Annotated in this window: 19 protein-coding genes and 1 tRNA gene; 5 read left to right on the top strand and 15 right to left on the bottom strand. The window is 50.2% G+C overall.

Features of this window, described 5'->3' with window-relative positions; translation table 11 throughout:
- Positions 1-65: 65 nt before the first annotated feature.
- Together LAT77_RS07440 and LAT77_RS07435 are read left to right on the top strand one after the other, a co-directional pair.
- Complete coding sequence (locus tag LAT77_RS07440) at positions 66-2,261, top strand: EAL domain-containing protein (RefSeq protein ID WP_290563929.1); 2,196 nt, start codon at positions 66-68, stop codon at positions 2,259-2,261.
- A gap of 140 nt (positions 2,262-2,401) precedes the next feature.
- Positions 2,402-4,438, top strand: coding sequence for an alkaline phosphatase family protein (locus LAT77_RS07435; RefSeq protein ID WP_290563928.1), 2,037 nt, complete (start codon positions 2,402-2,404; stop codon positions 4,436-4,438).
- 91 nt (positions 4,439-4,529) lie between these two features.
- On the opposite strand, the gene LAT77_RS07430 is transcribed toward LAT77_RS07435, so the two are convergent.
- The 3 genes from LAT77_RS07430 to LAT77_RS07420 all read right to left on the bottom strand — a co-directional run bounded on the left by LAT77_RS07430 (position 4,530) and on the right by LAT77_RS07420 (position 6,718).
- Positions 4,530-4,606, bottom strand: a tRNA-Val gene (locus LAT77_RS07430).
- Positions 4,607-4,739: 133 nt separating this feature from the next.
- Positions 4,740-5,585, bottom strand: a complete 846-nt coding sequence (fghA, locus tag LAT77_RS07425) for an S-formylglutathione hydrolase (protein ID WP_290563927.1) — start codon at positions 5,583-5,585, stop codon at positions 4,740-4,742.
- 14 nt (positions 5,586-5,599) lie between these two features.
- Entirely contained in the window at positions 5,600-6,718 is a 1,119-nt protein-coding gene (locus LAT77_RS07420; RefSeq protein ID WP_290563926.1) for an S-(hydroxymethyl)glutathione dehydrogenase/class III alcohol dehydrogenase, read from the bottom strand.
- Positions 6,719-6,843: 125 nt separating this feature from the next.
- Between LAT77_RS07420 and LAT77_RS07415 the strand changes: the two genes are divergently transcribed.
- Positions 6,844-7,719: a LysR family transcriptional regulator gene (locus LAT77_RS07415; protein WP_290563925.1), complete on the top strand. Its 876-nt coding sequence runs from the start codon at positions 6,844-6,846 to the stop codon at positions 7,717-7,719.
- Here LAT77_RS07415 and LAT77_RS07410 read toward each other — a convergent pair.
- Positions 7,716-8,864 carry a cytochrome P450 gene (locus LAT77_RS07410; protein WP_290563924.1) on the bottom strand — a complete coding sequence of 383 codons (1,149 nt, stop codon included), beginning with the start codon at positions 8,862-8,864 and terminating at the stop codon, positions 7,716-7,718. The two genes, LAT77_RS07415 and LAT77_RS07410, sit on opposite strands and share 4 nt — an antisense overlap.
- 38 nt (positions 8,865-8,902) lie before the next feature.
- Complete coding sequence (locus LAT77_RS07405; protein ID WP_290563923.1) at positions 8,903-9,124, bottom strand: hypothetical protein; 222 nt, start codon at positions 9,122-9,124, stop codon at positions 8,903-8,905.
- Positions 9,125-9,287: 163 nt separating this feature from the next.
- Here LAT77_RS07405 and LAT77_RS07400 point away from each other — a divergent pair, with 163 nt between their 5' ends.
- Together LAT77_RS07400 and LAT77_RS07395 are read left to right on the top strand one after the other, a co-directional pair.
- Positions 9,288-9,737, top strand: a complete 450-nt coding sequence (locus LAT77_RS07400) for an Rrf2 family transcriptional regulator (RefSeq protein WP_290563922.1) — start codon at positions 9,288-9,290, stop codon at positions 9,735-9,737.
- A 152-nt stretch (positions 9,738-9,889) separates the two neighbouring features.
- Positions 9,890-11,590, top strand: a complete 1,701-nt coding sequence (locus tag LAT77_RS07395) for a serine hydrolase (protein ID WP_290563921.1) — start codon at positions 9,890-9,892, stop codon at positions 11,588-11,590.
- A 109-nt stretch (positions 11,591-11,699) separates the two neighbouring features.
- Here LAT77_RS07395 and trxC read toward each other — a convergent pair whose 3' ends face one another.
- From trxC to LAT77_RS07345, 10 genes are all read right to left on the bottom strand, one after another.
- A complete protein-coding gene (gene trxC, locus LAT77_RS07390; RefSeq protein ID WP_290563920.1) occupies positions 11,700-12,146 on the bottom strand; it encodes a thioredoxin TrxC in 447 nt (148 codons plus the stop codon).
- Between the two features lie 98 nt (positions 12,147-12,244).
- Positions 12,245-13,795 carry an AbgT family transporter gene (locus tag LAT77_RS07385; protein WP_290563919.1) on the bottom strand — a complete coding sequence of 517 codons (1,551 nt, stop codon included), beginning with the start codon at positions 13,793-13,795 and terminating at the stop codon, positions 12,245-12,247.
- A gap of 133 nt (positions 13,796-13,928) precedes the next feature.
- Positions 13,929-15,083, bottom strand: a complete 1,155-nt coding sequence (locus LAT77_RS07380; RefSeq protein WP_290563918.1) for a DUF3667 domain-containing protein — start codon at positions 15,081-15,083, stop codon at positions 13,929-13,931.
- Between the two features lie 134 nt (positions 15,084-15,217).
- The gene (locus tag LAT77_RS07375; protein WP_290563917.1) at positions 15,218-16,726 is read right to left on the bottom strand and encodes a class I adenylate-forming enzyme family protein; all 1,509 of its coding nucleotides are present in this window, start codon (positions 16,724-16,726) and stop codon (positions 15,218-15,220) included.
- 25 nt (positions 16,727-16,751) lie between these two features.
- Positions 16,752-18,416, bottom strand: coding sequence for an isovaleryl-CoA dehydrogenase (locus LAT77_RS07370; protein WP_290563916.1), 1,665 nt, complete (start codon positions 18,414-18,416; stop codon positions 16,752-16,754).
- Positions 18,406-19,056, bottom strand: a complete 651-nt coding sequence (locus LAT77_RS07365; RefSeq protein WP_290563915.1) for a TetR/AcrR family transcriptional regulator — start codon at positions 19,054-19,056, stop codon at positions 18,406-18,408. The genes LAT77_RS07370 and LAT77_RS07365 overlap by 11 nt, the downstream gene beginning before the upstream one ends.
- Before the next feature lie 68 nt (positions 19,057-19,124).
- Positions 19,125-19,259 (bottom strand): hypothetical protein, encoded by a 135-nt coding sequence (locus tag LAT77_RS07360; protein ID WP_290563914.1) that lies wholly within the window; start codon positions 19,257-19,259, stop codon positions 19,125-19,127.
- Positions 19,260-19,295: 36 nt separating this feature from the next.
- Complete coding sequence (locus LAT77_RS07355) at positions 19,296-20,747, bottom strand: bifunctional diguanylate cyclase/phosphodiesterase (protein WP_290563913.1); 1,452 nt, start codon at positions 20,745-20,747, stop codon at positions 19,296-19,298.
- A 123-nt stretch (positions 20,748-20,870) separates the two neighbouring features.
- The gene (locus LAT77_RS07350) at positions 20,871-22,391 is read right to left on the bottom strand and encodes a phospholipase D family protein (protein WP_290563912.1); all 1,521 of its coding nucleotides are present in this window, start codon (positions 22,389-22,391) and stop codon (positions 20,871-20,873) included.
- Positions 22,392-22,546: 155 nt separating this feature from the next.
- Positions 22,547-24,121, bottom strand: coding sequence for an EAL domain-containing protein (locus LAT77_RS07345; RefSeq protein WP_290564050.1), 1,575 nt, complete (start codon positions 24,119-24,121; stop codon positions 22,547-22,549).
- Between the last annotated feature and the right edge of the window lie 128 nt (positions 24,122-24,249).

The raw sequence follows: 24,249 nt of genomic DNA, 5'->3' as shown, positions 1-24,249 counted from the left end.
GAATTCCGAATTCTAGTGCTACAGTACAACTATGGTATTCGTTGACTGCGGGAGAGGGTGTCCGTGTGGTATCTCGAACGGGTTTAACATCTGTCGTTCTGTTCGCTGTCACCCTTGGGTGTGCAGGCGCTAACGCACAAGCATCGGAAACCGGCACCATCCGCTACGCCGGCTCACAATATTATCCACCACTTGAATCACTGAATAATCAAGGCCAAGCCGAAGGCTACATTAGCGACTTAGTGCGAGCGATGGCCGCTAGTACCGGCGACTCGGTTGAATTCACCCTACAATCTTGGCATGCAGCACAGCAATCGGTACTGAGCCAGGACGCAGACGTCATTGCCTTAATCGCATCGAACGCGCGCAGTGAGCTCTACGACTTCACCACACCCTTTTATTATGTCGCCCATAGTATCTTTTCCCATCGATCCGGCCCGCAGTTCGGTTCATTAGAGCAACTTGAAAATCAACGTGTAGCCTTTGTTCGTGATTCGTTTGCTTATGGCGAAATCGACACACTACCGGTGCCTGTTAATGCCATTATTGTTGAACATGAATTAACCTGCCTGCAATTGGTCGCCAATCAAGAAGCCGACGCGTGTATTGAAGTCACCATCACCTCCAACCATCTGGCCCAAATTTATCGTTTGCCGGTGCAAGTCACGAGCCCCCCGTTTTGGCCGCAAGCCTATGTCTTTGCCGTCCGCAAAGGCAATACGACGCTACTCGATCGTCTGAATACGCAACTGGCAAACATCGTTGTCGACGGCTCCTATCGTGACGTTTATCAAAAATGGGCGTCAGAAATCGAGTCGAAGCCGCATTCAACCTGGGATCATTTGCAATACGTCATTTGGTTGTTCGTGGCGATCGCACTACTTGCTGTCATTTTTATTCTGTGGTCATGGTCCTTACGTCAACGGGTAAATGAACGCACGCGAGCTTTGTCGCAGGAACTTAAAAAAAGTCAGCAGCTGCAAGAAAGACTCAGTTATACCGCTGCCCACGATTCAGCGACCGGCTTATTCAACCGTACGTCGTTTTTTGAAAAACTCGAAGAACGACTACAGCAAACGCCACATGCTGCAACCAATGACTTTACCGTCATAACCCTGAGCGTGGTTAACGTTGAACGCATCGGTATTACCTTAGGTTATATAACCTCGTTACGGACGATTAAAGCGGTCGCACGTATTCTAGAAACGATACCCGACTCGGTTGTTGCGCACTTTGGTAGTGGTCTTTTCGGCATGATTTATGGCGGGGCTGCACCCGTTGAAGCCTTAGTTAAAGATCTCGAGGAACGGCAGCTTGCTGATGCCAACGGTATCGAGCCACAGCTTGCGTTCGGTGTCTCGAGCTACCCTTCGCGCACCACTGTCAACCTCGACGCCAACGAGCTGATACGTCGCGCCATGACCGGCCTAGCACACGCCCGCAAGAAGAATATTGCCTTAGGTTCGTACTCGCCCGACATCGAGCCCGATAGCTTAAACCTTCGGTTATTGAATGATTTTCAGCGGGTCCAATGCAGCCAGTTTGTATTGCATTATCAGCCCCAGCTTGATTTACGTACCAACACCATTACTCACGTCGAAGCGCTCATTCGTTGGCACCATCCAGAGCTTGGACTCTTGCAGCCCCTGAAATTCATTCCCATCTTCGAAGAATCCGGTGTTATTGGTAAGATCACGCGTTGGGTCATCGCCGAAGCGATCGCCATGCTTAAACGCCACAACACTGACTTGCAGGTCAGCGTGAACGTCACAACCCGCGACTTGGTTGACGAAGATTTTCTGCCTTTTTTGCAACATAAATTACAAGATTTCGACACCTCGCGAATCGTGTTAGAAGTCACTGAAACAGGCATTTTTGAAGACTCAGGCCAAGCCCAACATTGTATTAAAGCGTTGCGACAACTTGGGGTGCAAGTAGCCGTTGACGATTTCGGCACTGGCTACTCGTCGCTGTCCTATTTAAACGATTTAGCCATACAAGAGGTTAAAATCGACCGCAGTTTTATTGCGGCTCTGAAAAAGAAGCAACGCGCACAAACGATTGTCCGCTCCACGATTGCGTTGGCCAAGGAACTTGGACTTGATGTGGTTGCCGAAGGTGTCGAAGACCTCGAAACCTTGCAGCTCGTTCAAGCGCTTGGCGCGGATCGTATTCAAGGATATTACTTAGCTAAGCCGACAGCCGAAGATGCGCTCGATTTGTCGCAGCTGGTGCGTGACCACCTCGACACGTTGCAATGACCTAACGTTTAAGACATTCAATAAAGCCGTCATTAACCGCAGTAAATGGGGCATTGATACTAGCTCATCTGACCATGTAATGCGAAAGTCACAGGGATCTGGTAATCTTGCCGCATTGTCTATCGCTTAGGTCTGTTGTTATGTTTCGTGAATCTTTTTCTTTTCCGTCTGTGCAAAAGTACAAAACTCTGCTTGGTGCCCTTGCACTGGCTGGATTAGTCGGCTGTGCTGCGGCCGATCAAACTCAGCAAGTCAAGACGCCAGTGCCTGCTGAGGAACGCCGAGCACTTCTGGTCAGTATCGACTCGCTCAATGAAGCCATTCTCAAGAACAGTCTTACCCGAGACGAAGTACCGAACTTTTATCGACTCTTTGAGCACGGTGCTTGCACAGAATTTGCCCAGCCAACTTTTCCATCGGTCACCGCCGCAGGCCATTCGGCGCTGTGGACAGGTACTTTTGGCGATGTCAGTCAAATTACGGGTAACACTGCACATCGTTTACCGCGTGACCAAAACACCGTAATGAACCTAGTGTCCGGCTATGAAAGTACGAATTCCGCAGCCGAACCCATTTGGGCCACTGCCGCTTTAAATGGACGCTCTGCTGGCGGTCATCATGTCACCCAAGCTCCGCAAGTTCCGGGGTTTCCTGCACGCGTCGGTCAGCCCAGCGCGCAAGCTTTAGCCGACCAAGCTCGTATTTCAGCTGCCTATGAACAAAACAACCTCACCGTCATGAACGGTTACAACATTCAAGTTAATTTCGATGCTGCATTGCGTGCAGATGACGTCGAGTGGTTGACGGATAGTCGGTGGGAGAACCCCAGCGCATTAGGCATCGATGATACACATGTCTCACCACGCTATTTCCGTTGGCAGAATCGTGCCGGCACTTTCTACGGCGTTTTTTATGGTGATGAACAATACGACCGCATTGCCGTTAACACCAGTCCAGATGGCGCCGGCGCGATTGTCGCGGTTGCGCACCCGGTTGAAGACACTCCGCCGCAAGGACGCGAACTTGCCCGTTACTTCTCAGAGCCGTTAGCAGTAACGACGGCACAGGGCGAGACTTTCTTGCGCTTACGTCTGTTCACCGCGGCAGCCGATGGTTCTGATTTCTTACTCTATCACCCTGCCATGCTTGTTATGGACATCAATAATCAAGAACAACTGGCACAATACAATGCCCAAGTGCGTGGTTGGTTTGGTAATTCATCGACGCGACTCTATAGCCGTGGCGGTTTTGGCGCACCTTTATTTGAGAACGGTGACGGTACCGCCGAAGCACGCTATTTAGAAACCGCAGAACTTGCCACCCGTCTTTTCAATAAAGGGTCTGCGTTCTTTTGGAATGAACTTGGTGTCGATCTCTTAGTCGATTATTTCCCGATGGGTGACTCCATTGACCACACCATTTCCGGCTATATGGCCGCCGAGTCACCCTACTATAATCCCGACGTAGCCGCACGTGCGCGCGACTTACGCACTCGCACTTGGCAATTGGTTGACTTGCGTCTGCAACACTTAATGCAACTTACCCAAGGTCCAGAAAGCGCTCTTTTCGTCGGTGGCGATCACGGTATGCGTCCAAGCTGGCAGAGTTTCTTACCGAATGTGTTGTTGCAAGAAGCAGGCTTACAGTTTCTCGATGACAACGGCATGGTTGATTTAAGCCGCTCGCTGGCGGTTTCGCCCAATGCCTCTTGGATTACCGTCAACACCCAAGAGTGGCGCCGAGGGATAGTCGCAGAAGAAGATAAAGCTAACGTCATTGACCGCATCGTTGCCGCGCTCGAAAATTTGCGTGACGGCGACGGAAATCGGGTTATCGAGCGTGTGTATATCGCCAGCGAACACCCAGAGCTTGGCATTGGCGGTGCAGCCGGTGGTGACGTCTATTGGGATACCGTTCAAGGTTATGCACCAAGTCGCAGCGTCACCGGTGCCTCCGCAATTGATGTTAACGGGCGTATTTCTGCCGGGCATTCGCATGCCTCGACTAATCCTGACATGTATACCGTTACTTGTGCTTACGGCCAACACTTCCCAGCCAATCGGATTCCGGGCTCACGTTTGATCGACATGGCGCCGACCGTCGCTGACTACCTCGCCATCCCTGCGCCTAAACACTCGCGCGGTGAATCTTTATATCAACAACTACGTGGCGAATAGCCACGTAGTTTTTTTTTCACGCACGAAAAACACTGCAACAATGGCAGTTATATAACAATGAATGCTTTAAATAGAGGAACGGAAGGAAAATTGGTGCGTCCGAGTAGACTCGAACTACCGACCCCCACCATGTCAAGGTGGTGCTCTAACCAACTGAGCTACGGACGCACTTTTTAGAAATGAAGTTCGCTGCTGCGAACGGGCGCTATATTAGTAATTTGCCGGCAGCGGTGCAAGTGTTTTTTCACTTCAAACTCCCCCTACCGGCTTGATTGCTGAAATTTTCGCCTTTCTTTTTCAATTAACGCAAATTACTGGCGTGAAAGCGCAAATGATCTTCAATGAAGGTCGCAATGAAATAATAGCTATGGTCGTAACCGGGTTGCATACGCACCTTCGCGCCAGCACCAACGCTCTCGTTGGCTTCCACAAAGAACTCAGTGCGCAACTGTTCGGCGAGAAAGTTATCGGCATCCCCTTGATCAATCAAGATCGGGGGCACGTTTTTACCTTCGCTAGCTGCTAGCAACAACGTGGCGTCATAGTCACGCCACGTGCTTTCGTCGCTGCCTAAATACCCGCTGAACGCCTTTTTCCCCCAAGGAACCGCAATCGGATGAACAATCGGTGAAAACGCGGAAATTGACGCGTAGCGGTCGGCATTGCGGAGGCCAATCACTAAGGCACCATGCCCACCCATCGAATGCCCACTAATTGCCCGCTCTTCCGTTACCGGCAAATTGGCTTCCACCAAGCCAGGCAGTTCCTCGACAATGTAATCATACATCCGATAATGCTGCTGCCAAGGTGCCTGCGTTGCATTGACATAAAAGCCTGCACCTTTACCAAAGTCATAAGCCCCGTCAGCGTCATCGGGCACATCGTCGCCACGTGGGCTGGTATCGGGAATAATCAAGGCCAAGCCAAGCTCTGCAGCAACCCGTTGCGCGCCCGCTTTGCTGGAAAAGTTTTCATCGGTACAGGTTAACCCCGACAACCAATACACTGCTGGCACAGATCCTTGCTCTGCCTGCGGTGGCAAGAACACCGAGAACTGCATGGTACAGCTGAGCACACGTGACGCATGCTCATAGCGAATTTGACGACCACCGAAAACTTTCTTCTCTTCCTTTACACTGATACTCATTTCGGCTCCTGCACTTAAAAGTGAATGACACTACGAATCGATTTACCTTCATGCATGAGATCAAATGCTTCGTTGATTTGCTCCAACGGCATGGTATGCGTAATAAACGTATCAAGCTCGAACTCACCGTCCAAATACCGTTGCACATAATCCGGCAACTGTGAACGACCTTTAACGCCACCAAATGCACTACCGCGCCACACGCGACCCGTCACGAGTTGGAACGGACGTGTGCTAATTTCTTCACCGGCGCCAGCGACACCGATAATGACCGATTCACCCCAACCTTTATGCGCACACTCCAATGCAGCGCGCATCACTTTGACATTACCAATGCACTCAAATGAGTAATCAACACCACCGTCGGTCATTTCGACAATGACCTCTTGAATCGGCTTGTCGAAGTTGTTCGGATTGACCACATCCGTTGCACCGAGCTTTTTGGCGATATCAAACTTGTCTTCGTTAATATCAATGGCAATAATTCGGCCTGCTTTGGCCATCACTGCGCCAATGATCACCGACAAACCAATGCCGCCTAAGCCAAACACAGCAACCGTATCGCCTTCTTGCACTTTCGCAGTATTTTTTACCGCCCCCATACCGGTGGTTACACCGCAGCCGAGTAAACATACTTTTTCAAGTGGTGCGTCTTTGGAAATTTTTGCTAAGGCAATCTCCGGAACCACCGTATGCTCAGCAAAGGTCGAAGTGCCCATATAGTGGAAGATCGGCTGGCCGTCTTTCGAGAACCGGCTAGTGCCGTCAGGCATGAGGCCTTTACCTTGGGTAGCACGTATCGCCTGACATAAATTCGTTTTTCCCGAGGTGCAGAATTTACAGGTGCCACATTCTGGCGTGTACAATGGAATCACATGATCGCCGACAGCGACAGAGGTGACACCTTCACCAACGGCTTCAACAACACCAGCACCTTCATGGCCAAGAATCGCCGGAAAAATGCCTTCGGGGTCCGCACCCGATAAGGTATAGGCGTCGGTATGACACACACCCGAGGCGATGATCCGAACCAGTACCTCACCTTTTTTCGGTAGTTCCAAGTCGACTTCTTCGATGGTCAGTGGCTTCCCAGCTGCCCATGCGACTGCAGCGCGTGTTTTCATTGTTGCCATGGTTGCACCCCTTGTTGCGTCTGTGCGGAAAATTCTAAGTGTAGCCCATTGTAATTATTTCGTTTACTTTGTGAATAGCTCTATTTACAATTTACTTTTTCATCTATGCAATAATTAGAGTCTCAATGAAACAATGGTTAGGAATCAGCGAATTTGTTGCTGTTGCTGAGCACGGCAGCTTTACCGATGCGGCGAAGCACTTACACATTTCCGTCGCGCAAGTCTCGCGTAATATCGCTGAGCTCGAGTCACGCCTGGCATTAAAACTGCTGTATCGCAGTACCCGTCGTGTCAGCCTCACGGAAGAAGGTAAACTCTACCTCGTCCACTGTCGCCACCTCGTCGAAAGTTTAGAGCAAGCAAATCAAGCCTTGTCGTCATTGAAGCAAACACCACGTGGCATACTCAAAGTCACCGCGCCTGTTTACTTTGGTGAGACCAAGCTCGCTCCGCTCTTGAATCAATTTCTGCTCAGTAACCCAGAGGTCGAGCTCGATTTGCAACTCACCAACAGCAAGCTCGACTTAATTCAAGGTGGCTTCGACTTAGCCATACGACTGGGCACCTTGGAAAGTTCATCCTTGATTGCTCGCCGGCTGGGTTCACGCCGGCAGTTTATCGTCGCCTCCCCCGCCTACATCGAGCAACATGGGCGACCGCTACACGTGAGCGATCTAACAGCAAGCCAGTGCTTACGTGGGAGTGTCGATTACTGGCGGTTACAAACAAGTGACGGCAACGCCATTCAATTTCGGCCGCAAGGGCGCGTGCACTGCAATAGCGGCCCCTTCTTATTGGAAGCAGCCTTGATGGGGTTGGGTTTTGTGCAACTACCTGACTATTACGTTCATCAAGAAATTGCGCAGAGACGACTGGTGTCAGTCCTCGATGAATTACAAATGCCAAACGAAGGGATTTGGGCGGTGTATCCGCAAAACCGTCATCTCTCGGCCAAAGTCAGGCATTTAGTGGATTATCTTAAAGACGCACTCGATCATTAACGCCGACGCTTTTTTAACGATGGGTTGTGAATGTAAGCTTTCTCATAACCACCACTGGGGAATTTTGCCCGCAATGGCTTGGTCACCGCCAAATCAATCGCCGGATACATGCTCAACATTTCCTGTACAAAGGTATTCATTACTAAACGTGCAAAAGGCTCACCGGGGCAACGATGAATACCCTTGCCATAGAGCAAACTGAGCTCTGGTTCGCGGTCAAAACGAAACTGCGTCGGCTGCTGAAACACGCGCGGATCACGATTAGCGGCACTCCAGAGAATCGTCACTTCGGTGTCTTGATCTAAATCGTCGCCGCCAATGTGCACCGGACAGGTCGTCCGTCGCCGTTGACTTAACAGCGGCGCGTCAATGCGCAGAATCTCATCCACACTGTAATCAATCAAATCCGTACGGCTGCGGAGCATAGTCTGCAAATTCGGATGCTTCGCCAAGAACACCACTAATGAACCCATCGCTGCGGCGATCGTGCCTAGCTCTCCGACCGTCCAATTACGAATAATACTGATAATTTCTTCGTCGTCGAGCGGTCGACCATTCACCTTCAGCTGGCACAATTCAGCGGTGACATCCTGATAATGACCGGAGTTTTTCCGCAAACCAATTATTTCTCGAATGGTGCTGTCAAACGTGTTCGCTAACCGTTGCAAGGCTCGACGATCTTGGTCATGGGTCGCACGTTGCTGGGCTTTGATCCAATCCACAAGCGGTCGTTGATACCGTCGCGGCCAGCCCATAAACGCAGCTAGAATTTGCACCGCATACGGCGTCGCCCAGCACTTCATGACATCGACATTGCTCGCCCGCGGAAGCGTGCTGAGGACATTGCGTGCAATCGCGGTCGCAATCGGTTGAAATTCAGCCATGCGCTCCGCCGTAAAAAACGGATCGAGAGTTGCTCGATACGGCCCATGTTTCGGCGGATCCATGCCGTTCGGAATGTGTAAGTGACTCGACACTTGGTTGCTAAACGTGTCAGGATCCAGCAGCGCGGTGACCACGTCTTGGTGACGCATCAGCGGCCAATGTTGGTTATTGACCTGAACTGGACATGGCTGTTCGCGCAACTGGTCAAAACAGGTTACTGGATCGGCATGGTTCTTGAGAAAATCCGCTTTTTTGTCCACGTAAGCCCCACACTTTTGCTGTCATAAATGCATCGTTGTCAACGCAAACGCTGGCCTAATTGGCTCTGAGCGATCAGGCGAAAGACGTAGGAAAGTTTGAATAAACCGGCGAGCACGATCTGTGACAAGTGCAATATTGCCGTTGTCATGAGCGTAAACGCCCCTTCCATACCCCATGCCATAAATGCGGCACCGCAGAAAAGTCCAAAGGTTACACCCATCGAGGTATTCGCAGCGCGCAGCAGTCGTTGACCTGTCATAAGATACATTCCTTCTGCATGTTTTATAAGTCGTATTATTAATGTATCTTTAATCAAGATCAATGTTTCGCGAATTATTTCTTTCCCTCTCGCCACTAGGGTATGATTAAAATGCGCTTCCGCATTTATGAATGGACCTAACCGAAGAAAGGCGTGTGTGCTCATGCAGCTAAAAAAATATACCGACTACGGCTTGCGAATACTGATGTATCTAGCCAGTCGCAATGACAATAAGCTCACCACCATTCGCGAGATCTGCGACGTTTTCGACCTGTCCGCTAACCACGTCAATAAAGTCGTGCATCACTTAGGCCAACTTGAGCTGATTACCACAAAACGGGGAAAGAACGGTGGTTTTAGCTTGTCGAAAACACCGAGTGAGATTCACCTCGACTATGTCATCCGCCAACTTGAAGGCGACGAACCTTGGATTGATTGTTACAGCAGTTATTGTGTTGCTGTACCAGCCTGCAAGCTGCGCGGCTTGATTTTACGTGGCAAAGAAGAGTTTTATCAGTACCTCCATGACTACACCGTAGCGGACTTAATGACCGGCAGTGGCGCCGAACTGGCGACGATCTTTCGGCAGCGATTAGCCAGTGCCGAAGCCTAACCAAAAAAGTCATAGTTTCCCGTAATAAATCGTGGTTTTTACCAACCAGCCCTGTCCGCCCAAACTTATTTATCTAACAATATCAAATAGATAAAAGTTGGCACAAAAATTGCTTTCTGCTGGTTATGATTACAAACCAGAAGAGAAAGACAATGAAACTCTACAAAACTTGGCTCGGTGCATTTGGATTCCTTGGCCTGAGCTTACTCGCACTTAAACTCATTGCGGTTTCCCATACGGCCGAAATTCAGAATCGGACGCAGCAGGTACATCAGTCTGCCCGGCCTGAATTGCTGCATATCGTTGAAGCCAGTATTCCCGAGTCCGTTCCCGGCGCGATTGTATACGCGGTAAAAGACGGTGAGGTGTTACTTCATTCGGCCCTTGGTTATGCCAGCCTTGAACTTGCGGTACCGATGCAAATCAATCACAGTTTTCAAATCGGTTCGGTTGCAAAGCAGTTCACTGCCGTTGCGATTCTACAACTCGTGGAGCAAGGCAAACTGACATTGCACGATCCTGCTGCGCACTATTTACCGGACAGCTGCGCCGTGCCGACTGATATCACGGTTGAACATTTGCTTACGCATACCTCCGGTATTGTTAACTACCTCGAGTTGCCCGCATGGCGCGAACAAGCGCGGTTACCAGCACAAAGTAGTGAAATTCATGCGCTGTATTGCCAGCTCCCCACCCGCTTTCCAGCTGGCGCAGCTTGGGATTACAGTAATTCCGGTTACTTCCTGCTCGCCGATATCGTCCAGCAAGTGAGCGGGCAGTCGTTTAACGCTTATATTCAGGAGCACTTGCTTGATGCCGCAGGCCTTGATGCAATTTGGCCACACGAAGCGAGCCGTATTTACCCCGGTTATGTGAACGGCTATATTGCTCATGGTGCGGGTCACCGCCCTGCTGACTTTTACGATCCATCGCAAGTCCTTGGGGCTGGCTCATTGATTGGCACTGTGGAAGGCCTCTACCAGTGGCATCTGGCGTTACAGCGCGGAGACTTATTGAATACCGCGCAACTCAAAGCCGCGCAAACGGACTATGTCACCACGTCAGGACGCTCGACCGGTTATGGCTATGGTTGGGAGCTTAAACAGGTTCAAGGGTTTGCCACTGTTGAACATGGCGGCTACTTTCCTGGTTACTTTACTTCGGTACTCACTGTCCCAGACGAAAACCTGTTTGTTGCTGCGTTTGTGAATTCACGCAGTTACGATCCAATCGATGTAACCACCCGCTTGGCGGCCGCTATTTTGGGCCAGCCATTTCCTGAGCCCCATTATGTTGCCGTTACCGACGCTATGGTCGATCACTGGCAAGGCGTCTGGGTTGACGAGTCTGGCGTACAGCGTCGAATTGGTCTGCGGAATGGCGAATTCTATATTCAACGCGGTCACGGCAGTGCCTTTCGCTTGTTACCCGATCGCAGCGGCTATTTACACTACACCGACAGCGTCAGCTATCTAGCGCTCGAAACCGATGCGGCTGGCGAGCAACAATTGGTTCTGTACAGCCGCGCTGGCGAACAAAGCCGTTCTGAACGCATCCATGCTGAAGCGCCACATTATCATGAAGTGACGCTGAGTGATGAGCAACAGGCAGCGCTCAGTGGCTACTATCAACTCGCACCTGAGTTTGGCTTTGAGCTCTTCATCGACAAGGATCAATTGTATCTACAAGGCACGGGGCAAAACGCCGGTCGACTGATGGCACTGAAGCCTCTGCATTTAATTAGCGAAGACTTAATTGCAGAATTTGAGTTCAAAACCGACGAAAACGGTGTCATTACGCACATGGTCATTCACCAAGCCGGTCAAGAAATACCAGCCACTAAAGTGAATTGAATTCATTTTATTACGAATTAACATGAATTCTATTCATGTTAATTGCTTAAAAACAAAAACACCGCTTCATCGAGCGGTGTTTTTGTCGTTTGACTGACGCTAAGACGACTTACCAACCCACTTGTTGTAAAACCCCGTCAAGCCACTGATGCAGTTGCTGCGGTGGCATGGCGCCACTGGTGCGTGCAATCTCTTGATCACGTATAAATACCGCTGTGGTCGGAATACTGCGCACATTGTAGCGTTGACCAAGAGTGGTTTCGACTTGGGTATTGCACTTCGCAAAGCGCGCACGCTCTGCAAACGGTGCTGCAACCATTTTATAAATCGGGCCGAATTGTTTACATGGACCGCACCAAGGCGCCCAAAAGTCGACAACCACCGGCATGTCGCTGCGCATGTGTGCTTGCAGGTTATTGACGGTCAGGTCGAACGGAACACCGGTGACCAGCTCCTGCTTGCAGGCGCCACAGTGCGGATGTTGACTTAAACGTTCTTTCAGAAATTTATTGCGCTGGCCGCAATGTGGGCAAGCAACAATCACTGCTTCACTCATGATTTAGCCTTTTTGATCCTGTGGTGACCATTACGGTCACCACGCTTGAATTAGTTAATGGTAATATTTGGTGCTGACGCTCCTTTTTCAAGGGCCCCTTAAAAACCAAGTGGAATACCAAAACTAAAGAAGATCACCAAAAGAATCGACCATACCACCATAAACGCAATCGAATAAGGCAACATCATGGCAATCATTTCACCGAAACTGAGTTTCGGATTGTACTTACGCATAAAGGCCAAAATAATTCCTGCATAACTCATCATCGGGGTAATGATGTTCGTGGCTGAATCCGCTACCCGGAATGCCGCGGCGACAAGGTCTGGCGTCATTGCTGGGTTGACCATGTATAACATCGGAATAAAGATAGGCCCAAGCAACATCCACTTTGAGGTTAAACCGCCAACAAATATATTAATAATTGCGGTCACGACCACAAAACCCAGTAAGAGTAACACTGGATAACTTTGCAAACCGAGCGTGGTCAGCGCAGTTGCGCCTAAATAAGTAATGTACGCGCCTAAACCACTATAACTCAGCACGCCGAGGAAGTTATAACAGAAGAAGGTCAACACCAAGATATAGCCCATCGTGTCCATTTGCTTCACCATGGCCTTGACCACATCGATCATGCTGGTGAATTTGCCGCTGGCCACACCAAAGGCAATACCGACGGTTGCAAAGACAAAGGTAATCAGCAGAATGACGTTATTCAAGTACGGTGTTACTTCCTGCCCGGCTTCATTCGTGTAAGGTGCCAGTGGCCCCATGGCCAAACCGAACACGGCCAGTAAGCTAAGCACAAGCGCTACACCCGACGCGCGCAATCCCCGATTTTCTTCCGGGGTAACGTCAAAGTCAGAGATTTTCAGCTCTTCCGGAACTGTGAATTCTTTTTGCTCAAGACGCGGAGCAACAAATTTTAACGTCACCCACGCACCGACCGTTGCCAACACAAAGGTCGACACCAAAATAAAATAGTAATGCATGGTCGCTGGTGTCAGAGGCTCACCATTGGCGTTCACGAATGGCACCCCTTGCGCTTCGGCAAAGACTTGTGCGTTGACACCAATGATTACGTCAATCGGCGTTGCTGGAATGAGGTTGGCACTGAATCCTGCCGAGACCCCAGCAAAGGCGGCAGCCATACCGATAAGTGGATTTTTACCGAGTCCCGCATACAGCAAACCAGCGAGAGGAATGAGAATCAAATAACCGGCGTCCGTGGCAATCGATGACATGATGCCGATAAAGACTAAAAATAACGGCAACCATTTTACCGGCAAACCACGGCTGACTTTCTTCAACACCGCCGCAAACAAACCCGAATGCTCGGCAATGCCCACACCTAACATCACGATTAAAATGACACCGAGGACGCCGCCACCGAAGCCGAGCCAATTCGCCAACAAGGCATTATCAAACAGCCAAACCACGTTTTCACTGGCCAACATATTACGGATTTCATGCACCACGGGTTCGCCGCCCGCACCGTAGGTTTCAAAGGTTAAACCACCAATGAGTGCGGTCAGCAATAATGCACCAACCAGAAAGTAAATGAAGATAATGACGGGGTCAGGAATGCGTTTGCCAACGCGCTCAACAAAGGCAATAAAACCTTTTTGGCTTTCGGTGTTTGAACTGCTCACAGCGGGGTTCCTTCGGTTCGTGTGCGGATTTTTTTTATAACCGCTGAGCCTATAAGAATTCCCCCGCGGCCTCAAGCACTAAGACCGAGCGAACGCCATTAACCGCAGCTACCATGCGGCAAGCTGCGCGCAACTAGGATCGCCAAACACTCCAAATCAGCCCAATGATGATCGTCGAGGTAATGATCAGGGTGTACAAGAAGCCAATAAAGAGAAATTTGAACACCGTCGGTAACCACGACTGGCGATAGAAGCGCTTTTGCGTCAGGAGCAAATAGATGGGCATCCACCACAACATAACCGTCACCATCCAGCCGAGTCCGCCGGCAGCGAGCCCTAAGTGTGCGAACACTGCTTTTAAGGCACTCACACCGATAATCAGCGAGGTCATCAGCAACAAAAACGCATGTGTATGCAGCGCAACAACGACGTGTTCAATGTAATAACGTCGTGAAAATGCGTAAAACAGTTTTAACACCAACGCAAAGATCGGCAACATGATTAACATCATTTGCGGAGCAATCGAGAGAAAGCGATCGACTAAGAGCTTGGGACGCTGCGCCAAGAACCGCACCTTTTCGGTCAGTTCTGCATTTTGTTCAGCGGATAAAAAGCCGACCGAAAACGATTCTTCGCCGCGGGCTAAGCGATCTAAGTCATTGCCGGTTCGCGGCGGTCTTGGCGGTGCAAGAACCGCTTCACCGTCAGCAGCATCGGTCGCTTCAGCACTGCTGGCCGCATCCCCTTCCGGTTCAAGGAGCAGATCAGGGTTGACCAGATCACGGCCAAATTGCTCACGAAAACGCGCATTGGTGTCACGTAAATCAGCGCGATCCTGCGCACTCAACTCAACATCAGTCGTCGCAGTTAACGGCGAGCCTTGCAAAAAGTTCAGCTTCCCTGACGCTTGTGAAAAGACCACAAAGGCAAAAATTGAAACAAACAAATACATCCGCAACGGCGGCACATAAGGCACTCGTTTACCGCGCACATATTGATTGCTGAGAAAACCAGGCTTGGTTAAAAGCGGCCAGATTGTGCGCCAAAAGCGACCGTCCCAGTTGCCCATTTCACCAAAGAATTCGTGCACAAGGCTAAGCATATTACGAATCGGGTTGGTGTTTTCTTGGCCACAGGCATGGCAAAAGCCACCTTGTAACGGAGTGCTGCAATTTGCGCACAGGTCTGGCGTTATCGGCGCAGAACTTTGCGCGGCTGCTTGCGGATTGTCTGCCTCTATCGTTGCAGACTGTTGCTCTACTTTATTTGCAGTTCCTTCCGTACTCATTGCGGTTCTCGCTGGGTGATTATTCTTCTATTCAGCTGAAAATTTCACTGTTGTGCCGCGCATCAGCGGTACAATCAGTGAAACTATTAACCACAATCGCAAAAATTGCTAATCATTTTCGCAAAAACAACAACTTATTGGCTTTGTTGCTGGCGCAACACATGTTTCAAAACTTTGCCATTGGCGTTGTGCGGCAATTCGGCTAGGACTTCGATATGACGCGGGATCTTGTAATCCGCCAATAATGGCTGCAAATGCGCCTTGAGCTCGTCTTCCGCCGCGGCAAGCTCTGTTTTCAACACCACACAGGCTTTCACCGACTCACCCCACTCCGGGTGCGGAATGCCGATGACAGCGGCCTCCAGCACTGCTGGGTGAGTCGCCAACGCGTCTTCGATTTCGCGCGGATACACGTTCACGCCACCAGAAATAATCAGATCTTTCATGCGATCTTTAATCCAGTAAAAACCATCGTCGTCGCGTACGGCAATATCGCCGGTGCGAATCCAACCGTCTTCGGTGAATAGCTCCGCTGTTGCTTCCGGATTCTGCCAATATTCCATCATCAAGCCTTCGCCGGTAATTTGCATTTCTCCCGGCTCGTTGTTGCCCACAGGATTGTTGAAGTCATCCACTAAACGTACTTCCGTAAACACTGCTGCGCGCTTACCACAAGCGCCGGCTTTGTCGACATGTTCGTCGGGTAACAGTAACGTTCCCGTTGGCCCCGCCTCCGTTAAACCGTAGACACAGTAAAACTGATCGCTTTGGAAGGCAGCTTGCGCGAGCTTCGCGTGTTCTGGGGCCATCGGGCCGCCACCATAAATCCAATGGGTCGTGCTGCTTAAGTCGCGACTTTGAATACTCGGATGCTGCGCCGTGAGCAAATACGCCACCGGCGCACCAAAGAAGTGCGTGGTGCGTTCTTTTTCAGTTAAATCTAACAATAGGTCGGGTGTGAACGTCGGCGCAATGACATGCGTACAGCCTATGATCGTGCCACCAATGAGTTCAAGGTTCAGCGGCGCCGAGTGGGTGAACGGCATCAAGCTCAATAAACGGCTCTGCGGCTGATACTGCATCTCGACGGCAAACATCATGCCGACGTGCAACAACGCTTGGTGATTAAACAGCACACCTTTCGGTTTACCCGTTGTCCCTGAGGTGTACAACAAGGTACAGGGATCTTCGGCATCGCTGTCACAAATAACTTCTTGTGCCGGCAAGCCGTCGAGCATGGCGTTCACATCGTCAAGCCAAAGTGCCTGCATACCGTCCTCTTGCAGTGGCTTGACCGCCGCGTCAGTCAGTTTACACGTGATGACTAAGCGCGCCCCGCTGTTTTCCAAAATATACGCAAGCTCAGGTGTGGCTAAACGCACATTCACCGGCACAACAATCGCACCAAGACGTTGAATCGCAAAATGTGCCACAACAAATGCATAGGTATTCGGTAAAAACAAAGCCACACGATCACCGTCTTCAATGCCGTGCTCTTTTTGCAGGTAGCGCGCAAACTGATTAACGTGAATGTTCAGTTCCCCCCACGAATGGCGACTGGCACCGGTGGGCTCATAAGCCACGACCGCTTCGTGGCGGGTGTACTTGCGGGCATTCCGCGCCACATAATTTGGAATATTCATGTTTCCTCCAAGTCTTGTTGTTGTCTTATTCTGTCGGCGCTGCGCGCTCTATGATTGTTTTTGTGTCGACACTGCGCGGTAAGGTGCCATAGTTCAGTCCCTCTTGGCCGCCCAGTCGACCGAGGCAAAATGCATCAGCGACGGCTTGTGGCGCATGTTGAACCAATAATGCACCTTGCAAGGTCAGCGCCATTTGATCGGCCATACTGCGGGCTCGATATTGCAACGTCTCGGCGTCACCACCGGCTGCGAACTGCTTTTTCAGTTCATCAATCGTGGCATCAAGTCGTTTGTCAGCGCCGCGCGCGCGTTCAACTTCGTCGAAGTAAGCGGCTAAAACCTCTGGCTCTTTTTGCAACGCCCGCAATATGTCTAAACATTGGACGTTACCGCTCCCTTCCCATATCGCATTAATCGGTGACTCACGGAACAAACGTGCGGTAATATGCGTTTCCATGGTGCCTGTGCCGCCAATTGCTTCCATCGCTTCATAGGCATGGTTTGGCGTGCGCTTACAAATCCAGTACTTGCCTACGGGCGTTGCAATCCGCGACAACAAACGCTCATGCTCATTGTCTTGCTGATCCATGGCTCTTGCGACGCGCATCGTCAGCGTCATAGCAGCCTCGTTCTCCAGCGCCAAGTCCGCTAATACGTTTTGCATTAACGGCTGCGCGGACAAACGCGCGCCAAAAGCCATACGATTCTGTGCATGGTGAATCGCTTGCACCGTTGCTTGGCGCATACCCGAAGACGAGCCAATCATGCAGTCATAGCGCGTCATCGCCACCATTTCGATGATGGTACGTACACCACGCCCTTCTTCGCCGACTAACCACGCCAACGCTCCACGCAACTCGGTTTCGCTTGAGGCATTGGCGACGTTGCCCATTTTTTGCTTCAGCTGTTGAATGTGTAGCTCATTTTTGCTGCCGTCAGGCCGCCAACGCGGTAGGAAAAAGCACGACAAACCGCCTTCGGTTTGTGCCAACACTAAAAAAGCATCACACATGGGGGCTGACACGAACCATTTGTGTCCGACTAACTCATAAGCCTGTCCCGGGCCACGCTGACCAACAGGATAGGCTCGGGTGGTATTACTGCGAACATCGGAACCACCCTGCTTTTCGGTCATCGCCATACCAATGGTTAAGCCATGTTTTTGACCGTCGGGTACATTGCGTGGGTCGTAGGTGGTCGCCATGATTTTCGCACCAAACCGGTCGAGCAAATCGGGTTGATGCTGCAACGCAGGAATAGCGGCAAACGTCATCGTAATCGGGCAGCCATGCGCGGCTTCCACTTGCGTGTGCAGGTAATACTTCGCCGCCCGAGCAACATGAGCACCAGGCTGAGGCTGTTGCCAAGGACTCGAATGCAAACCATGTTCGATGGCAATCTGCATTAACGCGTGATAGGCCGGATGAAAGTTAATCTGATCAATTCGGTGACCATAACGGTCATGGGTACGCAATTCTGGTTTATAGTGATTGGCGTCGAAGCCTAATGCAATCGTTTCCGATAAACCGGCTAAACGACCAAAATCGTGCAATTCTTGCGCTGCCCACTGCGCGCCCTCGCGTCGCACGGCGTCTTGCAAAGCACGGTCTGCGGTGAATAAATTGTAATTTTGCAGTGGCGCAGGTTGGTTATCGACGCTGTGGGTATTGCCAAGGAAATTAATGTTCATGTCGGTGAACCTCATACGGGCTAGCGGTCAGCCCCTGTAAACAAAAGCGAAGAATGGGGGCGATAATGTGTGCTGAATCTAACGTGGTCACATCGTCACCTTGGCGAGCGGGTGCCAAAGGGCCGACTAAACTTTCGGCGATACACCCGACCAAAGCCGTACTGGCAAACTGAGCGTTCTGATCGGGCAGCGAACCGTCACGAATGCCGTCATGAATCGCGAGTTCAAATAAACGGGCATAGCGCTGGCGATAATCTAGACGCGCTTGATCAACCAAGGGGTCGACCGGCTCAGCAATCAATGCCCAAGCCATGGTCGGCGCCCGCAACGCCCGCTCGGCAAAAACCGTAAGCGCCGCGGCAATACGCTCGGCACCATGGCCAACGGTTTGTTCTAACGCTTGCTGTACTTTACTGACTTCAACCTCGGTCGCACGCTTAAATACTTCGGTGCATAAGGCTTCTTTGGAAGGGAAATAACGATAGAGAGTACCGGTTGCAACGCCGGCGCGTCTCGCGAGCTCGGCCATTTGTACCGTGCTGAACCCGTGTTCAGCCACCATGTACAATGCTGTCACTAAAATACTATCGAAGGTTTTTGCTTTGCGGCTACGAACTTTTTCAGTTTCACGGTAGGCCATAACCTACTCCTTGCATGAAGGTCTCATGCAAAGAGTGAATCACGGTTCATATTATGTGTCAAGCAGACTTACTCTTGGCTGTTTTTGTGTTGCTGCGTGCGTTTTTCTTCTTCTTTGCGGAAAAAATAGATGAGGTAGCCAGCAATCAAAGCAATCACAGCGACAGGAATAAACACCAACATTAACACCGGGCCCATGGCCATAGCACGTCCTCTAATTGTTATAATATACGCCCTAGCTTACTGGCTTAACCACAACTGTGCAAACTCATTCGCAGCGACCGGCTTGCCGCGCAAAAATCCTTGCGTTGCGTCACAGCCAAGTTGCTCTAACAAGCGCTCCTGGGCATGATTCTCCACCCCTTCAGCAACTGTTTTTAAGCCCAATGACTTGGCCATGGCAACAATCGTTTGCACTAAGGTGAAATGGTCATGACTGGTTTCCATATCTTCGACAAACGACTTGTCGATCTTTAAGCTGGTTACGGGAAAACGACTCAAATAAGCCAGCGACGAGAACCCCGTACCAAAATCGTCGACGGCAACGTGAAAACCATGCTCACGTAAACGTTGTAAAAGTTTCATGCTTTTCTCGGGGTGCCGCATCATCACGCTTTCGGTCAATTCAATGCCAATGTGCTCAGCGGAAATAGCCCGCGTACGATCGAGAAAGTAATCGACCATATAGGGGGTATCAAATTGTTGCGCCGAGGTATTGATACTTAACAAGCCCGGCGGTGGTAACCCGTCCCGCTGCCAATCCTGAAGCTGAGCAACCGCGGACTGAATCACCCAGTCACCCAGCGCCCGAATCAAGCCGCGTTCTTCAGCCAATGGAATGAATTCCAGCGGGCTGACGTAGCCCAAGGTTTCGTCGTGCCAGCGACACAAAGCTTCCGCACCCACCAGATCACCCGTTGTCAGCGAAAACTGAGGCTGATATACAAGCTCGAGCTGATCCTGATAAATCGCAGTCTTTAAACGTTCAATGAGGTTTTGGCGATAACGAATCTTGCGCCCCATGGACGCGTCATATATTCGCGATTGGGTTTCCACTTGCCGTGCATAGTCAAGGGCGATACTAGCATGCTGAAATAAATTCGCGTGTTCCGTTGCCTGCTTTTGTGTCAATTCACAGCATTGTGCAGCACCAATGTATGCGTCGATAGTCAAGCGATGCTCATCAATGTAAAAAGGTTCCATAAAGGCCATTTTCACATGTTCAATCGCCAGAGGTAACGCTATCCCTGCGGTTTCCGGTAAGACGATTGCAAACTCATCATTGGCGGTGCGCGCCACCAACTTGCCTGCCTCAACTTGCCCCTGCAAGCGTTGGCCAATGGCAGACAAGAGCCGATCACCAATGTCGAGTCCGTAGTTGTCATTCACTTCTTTGAAGCGGCGAATATTGATCAGCAACAGCGAAAGATGATGCAGGTTTTCAGGAAGCTGAAAAGCGCATGAGTCAGCGTCCTTGCTCTCGCTTGAACCGCGGAAAAACGGTGGTAACGGCTCGCTGACTTGGTGTTGCATTATCGCTTGCAACACCGTTAGCGTTTCCGTCAGTGCTGTTCGATTTGGTAATTGTGTGACGGGATCAAAATAAGCTAAGCGCCACACATACTGGTCATGCTGATCGATATTCAGACCGTCAGCATCCCCAGCAACATCGTTGTGGACCTTTTTCTGCATGATAATTTTTCTATTATGAGTACGATAAGATGACTATAGCGACAAATTATGACGTTGCACATGAAATCAGGGAATTTCTAGGGGAAACCCCTAATTTCTTCGACGAACGAAGCACTTGACCGATTATAATAACCAATCAATCGGTAACCAGGAGAAAAAACGCATCGACAGTCGTTGCATGCGCGTTGTGTAGGGGTCATGCTCATGACGAATGATGTGGCCCGGTTTTCGCTCTAACCAATATAAACGTCCAGCTGGCGACAATTGCAGCTCGTATGCTTGCATCGGCATTCGCTCGGTAAAGGTTTGGTCGACCATGTGTGCAAGTTCTGGGCTGTCGATAACAAATCCCAATTCGGTATTCAAAAGTGCTGAACGTGGGTCGAAGTTAAAGGAACCCACAAAGACGCGTTTACCGTCAATGGCAAAGGTTTTGGCATGTAAACTTGCAGCACTACTGCCCAAGCGAGCCAACTGTGGGTCATCGTCTAAGAATGGATCTTCGGGGAGAATCTGGCGTTTTTCAAAGATACGAATACCTGCTCGTAACAACTTTTTGCGCCATTTTGCGTAACCTGCGTGCACAATGGCGACGTCCGTTGCTTCAAGTGAATTGGTCAGAATAATGATCTCAACACCGCGCTCTGCAAGGTCAATCAATGCTTCAACGCCCCAACGCGTAGGCACAAAATACGGTGAAATGAGCTCAAGATAGTGTTGCGGCTCGCCAATCGCCTTATGCAACTGATAAACAATCATATCTTGCTCTTCCGCTTGACCAAGCCCTTTTAAGGGATCATCACTAACCATGGTGGTGCGCGCCCAGAGAAACTCGACTTCGCCTTGAATAACGTTCGCAGCGAGGTCGGTGGCCATCACTTCATCCACATAGGCGAGTAACTGCGCGTTATTCGATAGCATATTGGCAACAGACTTGGGTTGGTAACGCGATCGTTTGTGTCGCGTATCAATCAGCTGATGCAACGGATAGGCCGAAGGGCTACTCCAAAAACGGTCAAAGTCATGGGAAACATCCTGCACCACTGGACCAATCGCAAGTACATCCAAATCGGTAAACAAGAATCCTTCACCAGCACCAAAATACGAGTCACCGATATTGCGGCCACCAATAATGGTCGCTTGGTTATCTGCAGTCAGTGACTTATTGTGCATGCGCCGATTCGCCCGATTAAAATCGGTAATAAAGCCGAGCGTTCGTGAACTTCGTGCGGGGAATGGATTAAACATCCGGACTTCAATCAATGGATGGCTATGTAAATGTGCCAAAACACCTTCTAACGGCGCTGAATTAAGGTCATCGAGGAGCAAACGAACACGAACGCCACGCTCTGCAGCATCATGAATTGCATTCAGTAACAAACGCCCCGTTTCATCGTTACGCCAGATGTAATATTGCACATCTAACGTACGTTCAGCGTTTTCAACTAACATCAGACGGGCAGCAAACGCTTCCAAAGCATCCGTTAATGCAACAATGCCGGATAGGCCGGGATGTTCATCGACCATTGGCGTAATCGCTTGGCCTAAACTGGTCTCTTGCGCATCAGCGAGGGATAGAGCCGAGGTTAACGTGCGTTCTTCGAGCACCGGCAAAGTCACCCCAGGAAGAGCTGGAGGGAGCATTGAGCAACCGAGTAAGGTACTCGTGACTGCGATCAGAGTACAATGTCGAATCCATTTAAACATCACAAGAATTTTGCCGTGGCGTTATGATGTGACCGATTGTAACAGATTTGCCATGGTTCGCACGTCTCTTCACCAGCATTCACCCGCCGAGCTTACTGTTGTGCACCAATCAAATGAACAAACTGTTCAATAGCAATCGGCCGACCTAAATAAAAGCCTTGATAGCCAGTACAATGCTTGTCTTGAAGAAATTCCAATTGCTCTGCGGTTTCGATGCCCTCGGCGATAACGTTCATGTCAAGCTCTGCGGCAATTGCTAACATGGCTCGCACAATGCTGTCTTTGCCTTGCTGACCACCAATATGGCTCGTAAACACGCGATCGATTTTGACCACATCGATCGGTAGTTCGTGGAGATACCGTAAACTCGAATAACCCGAGCCAAAGTCATCAAGCGCAATGGTGAAGCCTTTGTCGTGCAGTGTTTGCAGCAATTCAGGGGCATGGGTGAGCTCGTTGACGAGGACATTTTCAGTGATTTCGAGCATCAATTGAGCGGGTGATACCTGATACTGTTCGAGGATTTGCTCAAGATTTTCAACAAAACGACTGCGACTTAACTGGATGGGTGATAAATTCACCGAGACTTTCTCAATGCCAAGCTGTCGAAAACGGCCGATATCACGACACACCTGTTCAATCACCCAACGGCCGAGCGGGATGATTTGTCCGGTATGCTCGGCGATGGGAATGAATTCTGCTGGCGACACCTCGCCTTGGACGGGGTGATGCCATCGCAACAAAGCCTCGACCGAGACGATTTGCCGCTGCGCATTAAAAATAGGCTGATAGACCAAGCGAAACTCGCCATTCGCCATCGCTTCCTGAATTTCATGGCGGACGACCACATGACGCTCAACCTTTTTATTAATGTCATGGCTAAACCATTCAAAATTATGGTGGCCGCGGCGCTTCGCTTTATACATCGCCATATCCGCTTGCTGAACCAACATATTGGGATCTTTGATGTCTTCATTGCCTTGCGCGATACCGATACTCGCGGTCAGTGTCAGTGCCTTGCCATCAATTTCATAAGGCTCGGAAAGATTCACCAGTAACCGCTCAGCAATGCTGTTCACTTCGTCCACATTTCCCGCATTCGGTAGCACAATGACAAATTCATCGCCTCCGAAACGCGCCAGCGTGTCACCATCGCGTAGTGATTGACTTAAACGCTGGGCGACGACTTTCAAGACTTTGTCCCCCACTGAATGACCTAAGGTGTCATTAATGGGCTTAAAGCCGTCTAAATCGATAAACATGACGGTTAATTGCAAATGGTAACGACGGACAAAACGTAACGCTTGATCAAGTCGATCTGCTAACAAGGCGCGGTTTGGAAGTTCCGTTAAGGAGTCGTGGTTCGCATGCCACGCAATGCGTTCTTCTTGTTTTTTACGATCAGAAATGTCGTTTTGGACACCAATAAAATGCGTCACCACGCCCTGGGCGTCTTTCACTGGCGCAATGTATAAATCATTCCAGAACGGTGTGCCGTCCTTTTTATAATTACGAATCACCGTCTGCACTTCTTTGAAGCGCCGTAAGCGACTGCGAATTTGCTCAATGGCACGTGGATCCGTGCCCTCACCTTGCAGCACCCGACAGCTCTGACCGAGCATTTCTTCTTGGCTCCAACCGGTAATTCGAGCAAATGCTGGATTAATAGGCTATTTGCAATACAAGGTTGGATTCTATCTGAGTAGTTAAACTGGAATCAACTCTCTTTTGTGCAAAAGGTGGTTGACAATTACTTGCTTGAAATTGTACTGTTTCGTGCAAAAGGTGGTTGGAG

This window comes from Aliidiomarina sp., assembly GCF_022565475.1.
Taxonomy (GTDB): domain Bacteria; phylum Pseudomonadota; class Gammaproteobacteria; order Enterobacterales; family Alteromonadaceae; genus Aliidiomarina.
Note: the sequence above shows the minus strand (reverse complement) of the source record. Positions and strands in the feature narration are given on the sequence as shown.

Coding starts and splice junctions, on each gene's coding strand:
- LAT77_RS07435 (WP_290563928.1), top strand. CDS start 2,402: ATGTTTCGTGAATCTTTTTCTTTTCCGTCTGTGCAAAAGTACAAAACT.
- fghA (WP_290563927.1), bottom strand. CDS start 5,585: ATGAGTATCAGTGTAAAGGAAGAGAAGAAAGTTTTCGGTGGTCGTCAA.
- LAT77_RS07420 (WP_290563926.1), bottom strand. CDS start 6,718: ATGGCAACAATGAAAACACGCGCTGCAGTCGCATGGGCAGCTGGGAAG.
- LAT77_RS07415 (WP_290563925.1), top strand. CDS start 6,844: ATGAAACAATGGTTAGGAATCAGCGAATTTGTTGCTGTTGCTGAGCAC.
- LAT77_RS07405 (WP_290563923.1), bottom strand. CDS start 9,124: ATGACAGGTCAACGACTGCTGCGCGCTGCGAATACCTCGATGGGTGTA.
- LAT77_RS07400 (WP_290563922.1), top strand. CDS start 9,288: ATGCAGCTAAAAAAATATACCGACTACGGCTTGCGAATACTGATGTAT.
- LAT77_RS07395 (WP_290563921.1), top strand. CDS start 9,890: ATGAAACTCTACAAAACTTGGCTCGGTGCATTTGGATTCCTTGGCCTG.
- trxC (WP_290563920.1), bottom strand. CDS start 12,146: ATGAGTGAAGCAGTGATTGTTGCTTGCCCACATTGCGGCCAGCGCAAT.
- LAT77_RS07380 (WP_290563918.1), bottom strand. CDS start 15,083: ATGAGTACGGAAGGAACTGCAAATAAAGTAGAGCAACAGTCTGCAACG.
- LAT77_RS07375 (WP_290563917.1), bottom strand. CDS start 16,726: ATGAATATTCCAAATTATGTGGCGCGGAATGCCCGCAAGTACACCCGC.
- LAT77_RS07370 (WP_290563916.1), bottom strand. CDS start 18,416: ATGAACATTAATTTCCTTGGCAATACCCACAGCGTCGATAACCAACCT.
- LAT77_RS07365 (WP_290563915.1), bottom strand. CDS start 19,056: ATGGCCTACCGTGAAACTGAAAAAGTTCGTAGCCGCAAAGCAAAAACC.
- LAT77_RS07360 (WP_290563914.1), bottom strand. CDS start 19,259: ATGGCCATGGGCCCGGTGTTAATGTTGGTGTTTATTCCTGTCGCTGTG.
- LAT77_RS07355 (WP_290563913.1), bottom strand. CDS start 20,747: ATGCAGAAAAAGGTCCACAACGATGTTGCTGGGGATGCTGACGGTCTG.
- LAT77_RS07350 (WP_290563912.1), bottom strand. CDS start 22,391: ATGCTCCCTCCAGCTCTTCCTGGGGTGACTTTGCCGGTGCTCGAAGAA.